Origin of the sequence: Tessaracoccus coleopterorum (genome assembly GCF_011174705.1) — a bacterium.
Lineage (GTDB): Bacteria > Actinomycetota > Actinomycetes > Propionibacteriales > Propionibacteriaceae > Arachnia > Arachnia coleopterorum.
Window position 1 is genome coordinate 2,961,498 of sequence record NZ_JAANIJ010000001.1, and the last position, 14,059, is coordinate 2,975,556.

At 68.9% G+C, this 14,059-nt stretch carries 6 protein-coding genes and 6 pseudogenes; 10 read left to right on the forward strand and 2 right to left on the reverse strand.

The window, feature by feature from the left end; genetic code table 11:
• Nucleotides 1-205 precede the first annotated feature (205 nt).
• The 8 genes and pseudogenes from G7085_RS19090 to G7085_RS27835 all read left to right on the forward strand — a co-directional run bounded on the left by G7085_RS19090 (nucleotide 206) and on the right by G7085_RS27835 (nucleotide 8,884).
• A complete protein-coding gene (locus G7085_RS19090) occupies nucleotides 206-658 on the forward strand; it encodes an AI-2E family transporter (protein ID WP_197512107.1) in 453 nt (150 codons plus the stop codon).
• On the forward strand, nucleotides 631-900 hold the full coding sequence (locus G7085_RS19095) for a hypothetical protein (protein WP_197512108.1): 270 nt from the start codon (nucleotides 631-633) through the stop codon (nucleotides 898-900). Before G7085_RS19090 ends, G7085_RS19095 begins: the two co-directional genes overlap by 28 nt.
• Nucleotides 855-1,220 carry an AI-2E family transporter gene (locus G7085_RS19100; protein WP_197512109.1) on the forward strand — a complete coding sequence of 122 codons (366 nt, stop codon included), beginning with the start codon at nucleotides 855-857 and terminating at the stop codon, nucleotides 1,218-1,220. Before G7085_RS19095 ends, G7085_RS19100 begins: the two co-directional genes overlap by 46 nt.
• A gap of 101 nt (nucleotides 1,221-1,321) precedes the next feature.
• A pseudogene (locus G7085_RS19105) lies at nucleotides 1,322-1,917 on the forward strand (ATP-dependent Clp protease proteolytic subunit).
• Nucleotides 1,917-2,559 (forward strand): annotated as a pseudogene (locus tag G7085_RS19110) (ATP-dependent Clp protease proteolytic subunit). Before G7085_RS19105 ends, G7085_RS19110 begins: the two co-directional pseudogenes overlap by 1 nt.
• 174 nt (nucleotides 2,560-2,733) lie before the next feature.
• A pseudogene (gene clpX / locus G7085_RS19115) lies at nucleotides 2,734-4,016 on the forward strand (ATP-dependent Clp protease ATP-binding subunit ClpX).
• Nucleotides 4,017-4,072: 56 nt separating this feature from the next.
• Nucleotides 4,073-7,286: pseudogene (locus G7085_RS35605) on the forward strand (S41 family peptidase).
• 864 nt (nucleotides 7,287-8,150) lie between these two features.
• A pseudogene (locus G7085_RS27835) lies at nucleotides 8,151-8,884 on the forward strand (alpha-L-arabinofuranosidase C-terminal domain-containing protein).
• A gap of 102 nt (nucleotides 8,885-8,986) precedes the next feature.
• On the opposite strand, the pseudogene valS reads toward G7085_RS27835, so the two are convergent.
• Both valS and G7085_RS19135 read right to left on the reverse strand, forming a co-directional pair.
• Nucleotides 8,987-11,538 (reverse strand): annotated as a pseudogene (valS, locus tag G7085_RS19130) (valine--tRNA ligase).
• Between the two features lie 159 nt (nucleotides 11,539-11,697).
• Nucleotides 11,698-12,525, reverse strand: a complete 828-nt coding sequence (locus tag G7085_RS19135; RefSeq protein WP_197512110.1) for a DsbA family protein — start codon at nucleotides 12,523-12,525, stop codon at nucleotides 11,698-11,700.
• A gap of 199 nt (nucleotides 12,526-12,724) precedes the next feature.
• Here G7085_RS19135 and G7085_RS27840 point away from each other — a divergent pair, with 199 nt between their 5' ends.
• Both G7085_RS27840 and G7085_RS27845 read left to right on the forward strand, forming a co-directional pair.
• Nucleotides 12,725-13,219: a folylpolyglutamate synthase/dihydrofolate synthase family protein gene (locus tag G7085_RS27840; protein WP_231979717.1), complete on the forward strand. Its 495-nt coding sequence runs from the start codon at nucleotides 12,725-12,727 to the stop codon at nucleotides 13,217-13,219.
• A gap of 296 nt (nucleotides 13,220-13,515) precedes the next feature.
• Complete coding sequence (locus tag G7085_RS27845) at nucleotides 13,516-14,004, forward strand: glutamate ligase domain-containing protein (protein ID WP_231979718.1); 489 nt, start codon at nucleotides 13,516-13,518, stop codon at nucleotides 14,002-14,004.
• The last annotated feature ends 55 nt before the right edge of the window (nucleotides 14,005-14,059 follow it).

Here is a 14,059-nt window from a genome sequence, read left to right on the forward strand (position 1 = left end):
AACATGAGCGAAGACGGTCAGGCGGAGCCCACCCGACGGATCGACACCGAGGGCGCAGCCCCCGACGTCTCCGTGGCACCGGGGTGGGCCGGGCCGACCCGGGCGCACCGGGGCTGAAGGCAACGGCACCAGGCAGCGGAACGAGCCACCTCCGCCGGAGGTCGGCCCCCACGCCGCCCGGGCGGGCGGCCTGCCGCGCCTCGGCATGATCGCGATCATCGTGGCGGCGGTGGCACTGTCGCTCGGGCTGCTGCGGGACCTGGCGAGCACCATCGCCCCGATGTTTCTCGCGCTGAACCTCCTGATCGCCGCGTACCCGATCTACCCGCTGCTCAGGAAGGTGCGGGTGCCGAAGTTTGTCGCGGCGGTGATCACGATGCTCACGGTGTTCGTCATCCTCCTCCTGGGCATCCTCGCCATCGTCTGGTCGGTCACGCAGGTTGTCACCGTGCTCAGCGGGTACAGCACCCAGTTCACCGCCATGTACTACTCGGCGATCGAGTGGCTCGCCACCCTGGGCCTCGACCAGGAAGCCATCGTCAACGCCCTCAAGTCGATCTCACCGTCGAACGTCATCGACGTGGCCGGATCGATCCTGTCCGGCACCGGGCCGCCACCGGCATCATCGCGGTGCTGGTCGTGGGGACCGTGTTCATGACGATGGACATCCCGTCCATCAACCAGCGGCTCGGTATCACCCGCCGCATCCACCCGGGGCTGACCGACTCGATCTCCGCTGTCACCAGCGGCATCCGCCGCTACTGGGTCGTGACTACGATCTTCGGCCTGATCGTTGCGCTCGTCAACGGCGGAATCATCCTCGCCGTCGGTGTCTCCCTGCCCTCGTGTGGGTCATGCTCACCTTCATCACCAACTACATCCCCAACATCGGCTTCGTGATCGGCCTGGTGCCGCCCGCGCTGCTCGCGCTGGTTGAGAAGGGCCCCGGCGCGGCGCTGACGGTCGTGGTGGCCTTCAGCCTCGTCAACTTCGTCCTGCAGTCGCTCATCCAGCCGAAGTTCACCGGCGACGCGGTCGGGATCACGCCGACGGTCTCGTTCATCTCGCTGCTTGTGTGGGCGTGGGTGTTCGGGGCCCTCGGCGCGCTCATCGCGCTGCCCGCGACGCTGACGGTCAAGGCGCTCCTGATCGATCCCGATCCCCGCACCAGGTGGCTGAATGCCTTCATCAGCAACGACGCGAAGACAGCGGACGGCTGATGGTTTCACGCCTCGGGCGAACTTCGAGGCGCCGCCCTTGGGCGTTTGCCAATTGCCGGTAGGTTAGGGGCGTGACTCAGAACCCGATTGACGCAATCCGCATGGCCGGGCCCGGCGGCTCCGGTCTCGGCATGACCGACAACGTCTACGCGTCCCTGTTGGCGAACCGCATCATCTTCCTCGGCTCCGAGGTGAAGGACGACAACGCCAACGCGATTTGCGCGCAGATGCTCCTGCTCAACGCAGAGGACCCCGAGAAGGACATCTACCTCTACATCAACTCGCCCGGCGGCTCCGTCGACTCCGGCATGGCCATCTTCGACACCATGCAGTGGATCAGCAACGATGTCGCCACCGTCGCCATGGGCCTCGCGGCCTCCATGGGCAGTTCCTGCTGTCGGCGGGCACCCCGGGCAAGCGCTTCGCACTCCCGCACAGCCGCATCATGATGCACCAGCCCTCCGGTGGCCTCGGCGGCACGGCCTCCGACATCCGGATCCAGGCCGAGCAGTCGCTGCACATCAAGAAGACGATGGCAGGGCTGATCGCCAAGCACACCGGCCAGACGCTCGATCAGATCGAGGCCGACTCCGACCGCGACCGGTGGTTCACCGCCGAGCAGGCGCTCGAGTACGGATTCATCGACCACGTCTTCGAGCGTGCGTCCCAGATCAAGTCGGAGGCTCCGAACCAGTGATGACGACCAACTTCACGCCCCAGGGCATCGCTCCCGCGGGCGCCGACATGAACTACTACATCCCCAGTGGGAGGAGCGCACCAGCTACGGTGTACGGCGCGTGGACCCCTACACCAAGCTGTTCGAGGACCGGATCATCTTCCTGGGCACCCCGATCAACGACGAGGTTGCCAACGCCGTGATGGCCCAGCTGCTCTGCCTGCAGTCGATGGACCCCGAGCGTCAGATCTCGATGTACATCAACTCGCCCGGCGGCTCCTTCACGGCGCTCACCGCGATCTACGACACGATGCGCTACATCAAGCCCGACATCCAGACCGTCTGCCTCGGGCAGGCCGCCTCGGCCGCCGCGGTGATTCTCGCCGCGGGCACCAAGGGCAAGCGCCTCGCCCTGCCCAACTCGCGGATCCTGATCCACCAGCCCGCCACCGAGGGGGCTACGGCCAGTCGTCCGACCTCGAGATCCAGGCACGGGAGATCCTGCGCATCCGCTCCCTGATGGAGGAGATGCTCGCGAGCGACACCGGTCAGGACGTGGCCAAGGTCAGCAAGGACATCGAGCGAGACAAGTTCCTCACCGCGCAGGAGGCCGTCGAGTACGGCATCGTCGACGACATCCTGCCGTCGCTCAAGGAACTCTGAGCCCGGCCCGGAGAGGCGTCGCCCCGCACCGGGGCGACGCCATTTCCGTGGCCGGAAGGACACGCCCAACCGCATATCGACGGTCCGGGTGTGTCGCCTCGGACCGACACCCGCGACGGGTAGGGTGGGGCGAAACAGACGAGATCTTCAGGCAACTGCGAGGGGTGGACGGAAATGGCACACATCGGTGAGTCCAGCGACCTGTTCAAATGCAACTTCTGCGGCAAGTCACAAAAGCAGGTCAAGAAGCTCATCGCCGGGCCAGGCGTCTACATCTGCGACGAGTGCATCGGGCTGTGCAACGAGATCATCGAGGAGGAGTTCCCGATCCGGTCCGAGGCCGGGCCCGCCACCGAACTCCCCAAGCCGCGTGAGATCCGCGACTTCCTCGACACCTACGTGATCGGCCAGGACGGCGCGAAGAAGGCGCTGTCGGTGGCGGTCTACAACCACTACAAGCGGATCTCCGCCGACCAGGGCATCCACGGGCGCCGCGCCGAGGGCGAGGACGTCGAGATCGGCAAGTCGAACATCCTCCTGATCGGCCCCACCGGCTGCGGCAAGACCTATCTCGCCCAGACGCTGGCCCGGATGCTGAACGTCCCCTTCGCGATGGCCGATGCCACCGCGTTGACGGAGGCCGGCTACGTCGGGGAAGACGTCGAGAACATCCTGCTGAAGCTCATCCAGGCAGCCGACTTCGACATCGCGAAAGCCGAGACGGGCATCATCTACATCGACGAGATCGACAAGGTGGCCCGCAAGTCGGAGAACCCGTCGATCACGCGTGACGTTTCCGGCGAGGGCGTGCAGCAGGCGTTGCTGAAGATCCTCGAGGGCACCGTCGCCAGCGTTCCGCCGCAGGGCGGTCGCAAGCATCCCACCAGGACTTCCTGCAGATCGACACCACCAAGGTGCTGTTCATCGTCGGTGGCGCCTTCTCCGGCCTCGACGAGATCATCAACCAGCGCGTCGGGAAGCGCCCCCTCGGGTTCAGCAAGGGTGCCGCGGACCCCGTCGCAACCAGCCTCGACCCGTTCGCCCAGGTGCGCCCAGAGGACCTGCACAAGTTCGGCCTCATCCCCGAGTTCATCGGCCGTCTCCCGATGATGACGACGGTCAGCCCGCTCGACCGCGAGTCGCTGGTGCGGATCCTCGTGGAGCCGAAGAACGCCCTCACCCGCCAGTTCCAGAAGCTGTTCGACCTCGACGGCGTTGAACTCGAGTTCACCGAGGGTGCCATCGAGGCGATCGCCGACCTCGCGCTGGCACGCGGCACCGGCGCCCGTGGGCTGCGCGCCATCATGGAGGAACTGCTGCTCGACGTCATGTTCGAGGTGCCCTCCGAGGACGACGTCGCGCAGGTGTTGATCTCGCGCGAGGCTGTGGATGGCACGGGTGAGCCTGTGCTCGTTCCCCGCGCCAAGCTGGCCCGCCGCCGCGACCTGTCCGCCTGAGCCGGCTCCCCGCCCGGCGGATCTGGTGGCTCGGCGTTGGCGGTAGGCTCGCCTCCATGGCGTATCTGCGTTACCCCCACCTGCACGGTTCCACTGTCGTCTTCGTCGCCGACGACGACCTCTGGCTCGGCTCGCTCGACGGGGCCGCGCCTCCCGTCTCACCTTCGGTGAGTTGGCACCGCTCAGCCCACGGTTCTCGCCCGACGGGCAGAGGGTCGCGTTCGTATCCGCGTCGGGAGGTGGCCTCGATGTCCACGTCGTCGGGATGGACGGGACCACCAGGCGGCTCACCTGGCTCAGCGGCAGGCGGATGCTGGTGTCGGGGTGGCTCGACGACGGCCACATCCTGTTCAGTTCGACCCACGAGGCCATCCACGGGATCGACGCCTCCATGTACTCCCTGTCCCTAGACGGGGAACTGAAGCGTCTCCCGTACGGCATCGCGATGGCGGCCGCCGTCGACCGGAAGGGACGGGTCGCCGTCTCCACCGCCAACTTCCGCGACCCGGCGCGCTGGAAGCGTTACCGCGGTGGCATGGCTTCGCGCCTCTACGTCTCCGCCGGCGGCAACGGGTGGACCCGCGTGCTCCCTGATGAGGAGGCGGGCATGGTCGGCCCGACCTGGGTCGGCGACCGGATCGTGTTCACCTCCGACCGCGGCGACGCCCCGGACGTGCAGTCCCAGGTGTGGTCGGTCAATGCCTCCGGCCGGGACCTGCGTCAACACACCTCGCACACCGCCGACGACGGCTACGTCCGTGACGCGACGAGCGACGGCACGGCCGTCGTCTACCACTCCCGCGGCAGCCTCTACCACCTCGCCAGCCTGAAGGCCGAACCGGAGCGACTCGACATCCAGGTGCCCATCGGCGTTCCCCGCAACGTGCCGGTGTCGCCGACCGAACACCTCGACACCGTCGCACCCGACCACGGGGCCGACGGCTCGCTGCTCGAGTGGCGGGGCGCCATCTACTACATCACCCACCGCGGAGGCCCGGCCCGGGCGCTCGCCGACAGGCCGGGCGTGCGCATGCGCGAACCCCGGTTCCTCGGCCGCACCGGCCGCGCCGTATGGGTGAGCGACAGCGAGGGCGACGACTGCCTCGAGTGCCGCCAACTCGACGGCGACAAGGCGTCACGTCGCGTCGCCGTGGGCGGCTCGGTCGGGTCCTGACGCTGGAGCCCAACCCGCAGGGAGCAAGGTGGCGGTCGGCAGCCACGACGGCACCGTCCACCTCGTCGACCTCCAACGCGGCTCGGTCAAGAAGATCGGCCGCTCGGAGGTGGGGAGCCCACCGGGCTCGTCTGGTCGCCCGACGGGCGCTACGTCGTGTGGCGCGCCGCAGTCGGCAACGAGGGGCTCCTGGGACGGCTCGTCGGCTACGACCTGACAGACGACAAGGCGTTCACCCTCACGAGGGGCAGTTCAACGACTTCTCGCCCGTGTTCACCCGGATGGGAAGTACCTGTGCTTCCTGTCGAGCCGCACGTTCGACCCGACCTATGACGAGCTCAGCTTCGACCTGAGCTTCACCAACACCGTCCGCCCCTGGCTGGTGCCGCTGAGCGCCATCGAGCCGGCCCCCTTCGGCCCGGCCGCCGACGGCTGGCCCATCAGCGAGCCGGAGGAGAAGGACGACGACAAGGACGACAAGGACGACACGGGTAAGGACGGGTCGGCGTCCAAGGACGAGGAGCCGTCGCCCGTCCTCGACGTCGACGGCTTCGAGGACCGCATGGTGCCGTTCCCGGTGCCGTCCGGGCGCTACGTTGCGCTGCAGGCGACCAAGGAGGGCCTGGTCTGGCAGTCGCTCCGCGCCCAGGGCGAGCTCGGCGCGCTCCGCGCGGGCGTCGAGGGCGAGGTGAAGGACCACATCGAACACTTCTCGTTCAAGACCCGCAAGGCGGTCACCGTGGTGGACGCCGCAGACTCGGCGGCCGTCTCCGGCGACGGTGAGCGGCTCGTCGCGCGCAACGGTGAGGACATCTGGGTGCAGTCGGCCGACCAGCCGCCCGGCGACGACGATGACGCGAAGGTGCACGTCGACCTCAGCCGGCTCCGACGCGATCTGGAGCCCCGCGCCGAATGGCGGCAGATGTTCGAGGAGAACGCCCGCCTGATGCGTGACCATTTCTGGCGCGACGACTTCGACGGCACCGACTGGGAGGCCGCCGTCGCGCGCTACCGCCCCTGCTGGACCGGTTGGCCAGCCACGACGATCTCGTCGATGTGCTGTGGGAGTGCGTCGCGGAGCTCAACACCTCGCACGCCTACGTGATGCCCGTGGCCGCCGACGATGCGCCGCGCGTCGCGTGGCTCGGCGCCGAGTACACCCGTAACGCGAAGGGCGAGGTGGTGATCCGCCGCGTCCTCCCCGGTGAGAGCTCCGATCCGACGGCGCGCTCGCCGCTCCGCGCCGCCGGCGTCGCCGCGGCCGCAGGCGACGTCATCGTCGCCGTCGACGGCAGGCCCACGGCCGACGCCGACGACCTGGGTGAGCTTCTGCTGGGGCGGCCGACAAGGTCGTCGAACTCACCCTCGCCAGGGGCAGGCAGAAGCGCCGTGTCGCGGTCGTTCCGACGGCAGGGGAGTCGGCCCTGCGCTACCACGAGTGGGTGGCCTCACGCGTCGCCTACGTGGAGGAGCGCACCGGCGGCCGGCTCGGCTACCTGCACGTGCCCGACATGGTCGCCAGCGGCTGGGCAGAGTTCCAGCGGCTCGTCGACCGCGCCATGCGCCACGACGGTGTGATCGTCGACGTCCGCTTCAACGCGGGCGGCCACACCTCGGAGCTGATCCTGGAGCGGCTCAACCGCCGGGCCGTCGGCTGGAACGGCGCGAGGCACATGGGCTCGCTCGGCACCTACCCCTCGCAGGCCCGCCGCGGCCCCGTCGTGTTCGTCACCAATCCGTACGCGGGCTCAGACGGCGACATCGTGACGGCCGCCGCCCAGAACATGGGCCTCGGCCCCGTGGTCGGCGAGCGGAGCTGGGGTGGAGTCATCGGTATCGACGGTCGGTTCACGCTGGTCGACGGCACCGAGGTGACGCAGCCGCGGTACTGGATCGCGTTCGACCGGCAGGGCTTCGCGGTGGAGAACCACGGCGTCGATCCTGACGTCGTCGTCGAGGTCGGCCCTGCCGAATGGGAGCAGGACAACGACGTGCAGCTCGACGCGGCGATCGGGCTCGCGCTCGCCGAACTCGCGACGCATCCGGCCTCGGCGGCACCTGAGTTGGCGGCGCCGCGGTACGGAACCCGACGGTAGGGGAGCGACCCGCACTGGATCGGGCCGGGCGATAGGGCAGGATGGACGGAAAGCGGTTTCCGTTCCTGAGAAAGGCCTCCCGATGACCGATGCCCGCATGACCGTCGACCCCCGGTTCAGGGTCGGCGACATCGACCGCCGGATCTTCGGCGGCTTCGTCGAGCACCTCGGCCGCCACATCTACGACGGCATCCACGAGCCCGGCCACCCGGCCGCTGACGCCGACGGGTTCCGCACCGACGTCATCGCTCTCGTCCGCGAGCTGGGCGTCACCACGATCCGGTACCCCGGCGGCAACTTCGTGTCGGGGTTCCGCTGGGAGGACGGCGTCGGCCCGGTCGGGCAGCGCCCGAGGCGCCTCGATCTCGCCTGGCACTCAACCGAGACCAACGAGGTCGGCCTGCACGAGTTCTCCACGTGGCTCGGAAAGGTCGGAAGCGACCTGATGCTCGCCGTGAACCTCGGCACCCGCGGCACGCAGGAGGCGCTCGACCTGCTCGAGTACGCCAACGTGCCGGGCGGCACCACCTTGTCCGAGCGGCGGATCGACAACGGCGCCGTCGAGCCGTTCGGGTGCGCATGTGGTGCCTCGGCAACGAGATGGACGGCGACTGGCAGCTGGGCCACCGCGACGCGGAGGACTACGGCAAGCTCGCCGCGAGGACGGCGCGCGCGATGCGCCAACTCGACCCGGGCATCGAGCTGGTCGCGTGCGGCTCGTCCAACTCCTCGATGCCCACCTTCGGGGAGTGGGAGCGCGTCGTGCTCACCCACACCTATGACGTGGTCGACTACATCTCCTGCCATGCCTACTACGAGGAACGTGACGGCGACCTCGGCAGCTTCCTGGCCTCCGCCGTCGACATGGACAGGTTCATCGACACGGTCGTCGCGACCGCCGACCACGTCGGCTCAGTGCTGCGCAGCGACCGGCGCATCGCCATCTCGTTCGACGAATGGAACGTCTGGTACCACGACCGCTACGAGAACGAGGACATCATCGAGGGCATCGGCAACTGGCCGGTCGCTCCGCGCCTCCTCGAGGACATCTACTGCGTCGCCGACGCCGTCGTCGTCGGCAACCTGCTGATCTCGCTGCTGAAGCACGCCGACCGCGTCAGGAGCGCGTCGATCGCCCAGCTCGTCAACGTGATCGGCCCCATCATGACGGAGCCGGGAGGCGCAGCCTGGCGGCAGACGACCTTCTTCCCGTTCGCCACCACCTCCAGGTTGGCCTGCGGCACAGTGCTGGAGCCGAGGCTCGAGGTGGGCACCTACCCCACGGCGAAGTACGGGGACGTGCCGCTCGTCGACGCGGTCGTGACGCACGACGCGGAGAGGGCGAGGGCGCACTGTTCCTCGTCAACCGCTCCACCGGAGGCCCGGTGGATGTGAGCGTCGACGTTGCGGGTCTGGGCGATGTCGTGGTCGCCGAGGTGGTGTCGATCCACGATGAGGACCCCTACGCCAGGAACACCCTCGAGAACCAGACAAGGGTCGCCCCGCGAGGCAACGATTCGGCCGTGCTTGCGGACGGCGCCCTGACGATCACACTGCCGCCGGTGTCCTGGACGGCCATCGCCCTCCGTCGCGCCTGAACCCCGATGTGACGCCTCCGACCCTGGTGGCCATGCGCAACGATCGGTGAACCGACACCGCCCCCGACCGGACCGGTCGGGGCGGTGTGCGTTCAGATCAGATCACTCGGCGGAGACGAGTTCCACGGCCACGGCCAGCGGCTCGCCGGATTCGCCCCACGTCACGTCGCCGACGATGCGGCCGACTGCGCGCAGGTCGGACTCGATCCCGCGCAGCCGCGCCACCACGTCGGCGGGGCCCGAGAAGGCGGCGAGGCTCACCTCGGTCTTCATCGAGACCTTCGCGTTCGACTTGGCGCCACGGATGGCGATCAGGGCCTGCGCGACGTCGCCCAGCAGCGCGGGCTCGCCGTCGATGTCCAGTTCGGCGAGAGTCGGCCAGGACGACGTGTGCACCGAGGTGGCGTTGGTCCAGCGCCACACCTCCTCCGTGACGAACGGCAGGAACGGTGCGAAGAGCCGCAGCTGCACGCCGAGCGCGATGTCGAGCGCGGCCTGCGCCGACGCCTTCTCCCTGTCGTCACCGGTGTAGGCCCGCTCCTTGACGAGCTCGAGGTAGTCGTCGCAGAACGACCAGAAGAACGTCTCGGTCTTCTCCAGGGCGGTGGTGTAATCGAAGTCCTCGAAGGCGGCCGTCGCGTCGGCGACCACCCCGGACAGTGCGGTGAGCATGGCCCGGTCGACCGGGTTGGTGACCTGATCGAGGGAGCCCGGCAGGTCGGCGAGCGAGAGCACGAACCGGCCCGCGTTGAGGATCTTCATCGCGAGGCGGCGTCCCACCTTCATCTGGGTCTCGTCGAACGGTGAGTCCATGCCGGGGCGTGCCATCGCGGCGCGCCAGCGCACGGCGTCGGAGCCGAACCGGTCGAGGATCTCAGTCGGGACGACCACGTTGCCCTTCGACTTGCTCATCTTCTTGCGATCGGGATCGACCACGAAGCCCGAGATGGTCGCGCGCTTCCAGGGGAGCGCGTCGTTCTCGAAGTTCGCCCGCACGATGCGGCTGAACAGCCAGGTGCGGATGATGTCGTGGGCCTGGGGAGCCATGTCCATCGGGAAGGTGAGGTTGAACAGCTCCTCGTCGCGGCCCCAGCCGGTGGCCAGCTGCGGGGTCAGCGACGAGGTGGCCCACGTGTCCATCACGTCGGGGTCGGCCATGAAGCCACCCGGCCGGTTGCGCTGCTCCTCGGCGAAGCCGGGCGCGGGTCCGCCATCGGGTCGACGGGGAGGCTCGCCTCGTCCGCGACGATCGGGGAGTCGTAGTCGGGCTCGCCGTCGGCGTCCAGGGCGTACCAGACCGGGAACGGGACTCCGAAGAACCGCTGGCGCGACACGAGCCAGTCGCCGTTCAGGCCGCCCACCCAGTTCTCGTAGCGGTGCCGCATGTGCTCCGGCGTCCAGGCGAGCTCCTCGCCGCGGGCCAGCAGGCGGGCCTTGAGGTCCTCATCGCGGCCGCCGTTGCGGATGTACCACTGGCGGGTCGCGACGATCTCGAGGGGCTTGTCGCCCTTCTCGTAGAAGTTCGCCATGCGGGTGGTGGCCTTGGGTTCGCCGTCGAGGTCGCCACTGTCGCGCAGCGCCGCCACGGTGGCCTCACGGGCCGAGAACGCGGTCTTGCCCGCGAGGGGGCGTAGGCGTCGGCGTTGACGACCCATTCGGGCGTCTCGGCCTGGAACCGGCCGTCGCGGCCGATGACGGTACGGGTCGGCAGGTTCAGCTCGCGCCACCACGTGACGTCGGTGAGGTCACCGAAGGTGCAGCACATCGCGATGCCCGCGCCCTTGTCGGGCTCGGCCGCCTGGTGCGCGAGAACCGGGATCTCGACGCCGAACAGCGGCGAGGTGACGGTGCTGCCGAACAGGTCGGAGTAGCGCTCGTCGTCGGGGTGCGCGATCAGGGCACAGACCGACACCAGCAGCTCGGGTCGCGTCGTCTCGATGTAGATGGGGGAGCCGTCGGCCTTGTGGAAGGCCACCCGGTGGTACGCGCCCGGGTAGTCGCGGGCCTCGAGCTCCGCCTGCGCGACCGCCGTCTGGAACGTGACGTCCCATAGCGTCGGGCGTAGCTGAGGTAGGCCTCGTCGCGCGCGAAGTTACGCAGGAACGCCTTCTGTGCCACCGCCTGCGACGACTCGGAGATGGTCGCGTACAGCGTGTCCCAGTCCACCGAGAGGCCCAGTTGGCGCCACAGATCCTCGAACGCCTTCTCATCCACCGAGGTCAGCTCGTGGCACAGCTCGATGAAGTTGCGGCGGCTGATCGACACCTGGCGCTTCGGGTCGGGCTTGGCGGGCGGCCGGAAGTCGGGGTCGTACGGGATCGTCGGGTCGCACCGCACCCCGTAGTAGTTCTGGACGCGCCGCTCGGTGGGAAGCCCGTTGTCATCCCAGCCCATCGGGTAGAAAACCTGCTTGCCGATCATCCGCTGGTACCGCGCGATGGTGTCGGTGTGGGTGTAGCTGAACACGTGCCCGACGTGCAGCGAGCCGGAGACCGTCGGGGAGGGGTGTCGATGGAGAACACCTGCCCACGCGAGGCCGGCCGTGTGAACGTGTAGCAACCTTCTTCCGCCCATACCTGCCCCCACTTGGCCTCGAGGCCTTCGAGCACGGGCTTGTCCGGGAGGGCGCGCTGCTGCGCGGTGGTTGCAGTCATGCGCCCGATCTTAGTTGGCGTGCCGCCGCGGGGGAAACGCCGCGTGCCGGTCCGGCGGGCGGGCACCGGCCCGGCCCTGACGGTGCGTCGGACATGCGAAGACCCCCGGGAGTTCCCTTCCGGGAACCCCGCCGGGGGTCGAACGTGGTGCGAGGCGGATCAGCTCTCGATCTTCTTGCCGCCCTTTTCCCATGCCTCGGTCACCGCACGCAGGAAGTCGTCGGCGGTGGGCTGGATCAGCGCGTTGCCCGCCTCATCGGCGAACTGCAACTGCTGGCCGCTGACGAGGTAGGTCGGGGTGCTGCGGATGCCGTCATCCTGGAACTGCTTGTCCGCGTTGCGGACGAAGGTGTCGAAGGCGCGCTCGTCGAACAGCTTCTGGAACGTGGTGAGGTCGTCGCCGGTGATGCCCGCCTCCGTGGCGAAGGCGTCGCGGAGCTGCTCGTTGGTGTAACCGACGCCCTCGGTGGGCTGGTTGCGGTAGACGGTGTCGTGGTAGGCGCGGTACTTTCCGACGCTGTCGGCGGCTGCCGCGGCGATCGCGGCGCGCTTGGAGTCGCCGTCCTCGACGCGGGTGCCGTCGAGCTTCGAGCCGTCGAGGAAGTATGCGGTGCGGATCTCGACCGTGATCTTTCCGTCGTCGAGCAGCTGGCCGACGACGGGGCCGTAGGCGGCTTCACGGGCCGCGCAGGCCGGGCACTGGAAGTCCTCCCAGACGACGAGGTGCGGCTTGTCCGCGCTGGGCTCGGTGCCGTCGAGGAGGATGCCGTACTGTGCCGTCGCGTTGGGCGGGGTCTGCTGGTCGGCGGTGACGCCGCGTCCGGCGGTGACCGCCTGCACGATCACGATCGCAAGCACCACGATCAGCACGGCGACAGCGAGGCCGACACCGGCGAACACGAGGCGCTTGTTGCGCTTCGAACGCTCGTCCTGCTCCTGCTGCTGGCGCAGGGCAGCCCGCTTGCTCAGCGTCGAATTGTTGGCCATGTTCCACGTGCTCCTCGGATGGGATCCAGACAAAGGGGCCACCCCGCACGGGCGCGGCTCCCCAAAATGGTAACCGGTCGTGCAAAAGCGGTTCGCACCATCCTCCCGCCCGACCGAACCGTGGGACGGTGCCCGGGAGCGGGTTCACCGGTCGGTCGCGGACCCACGGTTGGGCGGTGGCCAGTACCCTGAAGCCACCATGAGTCACTCCACGCACGAAGAACTGACGGCCGCCCTCACCGCGAGGTGGCCCGAGCACAGGGTCGCTCCCAGCCTGAACCGCATCTCCGCCCTGATGGAGCTGCTGGGCGACCCGCAGAAGGCGATGCCGGTCATCCAGGTGGCCGGCACCAACGGCAAGGGCAGCACCGCGATCATGATCGACGCCCTGCTGCGCGCCGCAGGCCTGCGGGTCGGGCGCTTCGCCAGCCCGCACCTCAGCGACGTGCGTGAGCGCATCGTCATCGACGGCGAGCCCATCGGCGTCGAACGCTTCGACGAGGTGTGGGCCGACATCGAGCCCTACGTCCAGATGGTCGACGAGCAGGGCCACGACGGGGTCGCGATGACCTTCTTCGAGGTCATCACCGGCATGGCCTACGCGGCCTTCGCCGACGCGCCTGTCGACGTCGCCGTGATGGAGGTCGGGCTCGGGGTCGCTGGGACGCCACAAGCGTCGCGGACGCGACCGTAGCGGTGGTCACTCCCATCGGGCTCGACCACACCCACATCCTGGGCACCACGCTCGCCGAGATCGCGGGGAGAAGGCCGGCATCATCAAGGCCGGCGCCACCGCGGTGCTGGCTGGGCAGGATCCCGCCGCCGCCCGTGTGCTGCTCGAGCGGGCCGTCGACGTCGGGGCGCCCGTCAAGGTCGAGGGCCGGACTTCGGCGTGATCGAACGGCAGCTCGCCGTGGGCGGGCAGTTGCTCCGCCTTGAGACCGCGGCGGGGCCGGTCGGAGACGTGTTCCTCCCCTTTTCGGGGAGCACATGGCCCGCAACGCCGCGCTCGCCACGGCGGCCGTGTCCGCTCTGCTCGGGGCGCAGCCGCTGAACCCGGAGATCGTCGTCGAAGGACTGGGCGCGGTGGAGGCGCCCGCGCGCCTCGAGCTCGTGCGGACCTCCCCGCCGATCGTCGTCGACACCGCCCACAACCCGCAGGCCGCCCGGGTCACCATCGACGCGATCACCGAGAGCTACGACTTCGAGCCTGTCATCGGCGTGGTCGCGATGATGCAGGACAAGAATGCCGAGCAGGTGCTGGAGATCTTCGCCGAGAAGATGGACCAGATCGTCATCACGAAGGTGTCGTCGAGCCCGCGGGCGCGGTCGGTCGACGAACTCGCCGCCATCGCGGAGACCGTGTGGGCGACGCACCAGGTGCACCGTGCCGCGACCATGGCTGAGGCGCTCGACCTCGCCGTGATGCTCGCCGACACGTCCACCGCGCAGGCCGGGTGGTCGTCGCGGGTTCGGTGATCGCGGCGGGTGAGGCGCGGGATCTGCTCAAGCATGAGGAGCAGGGATGATGCTC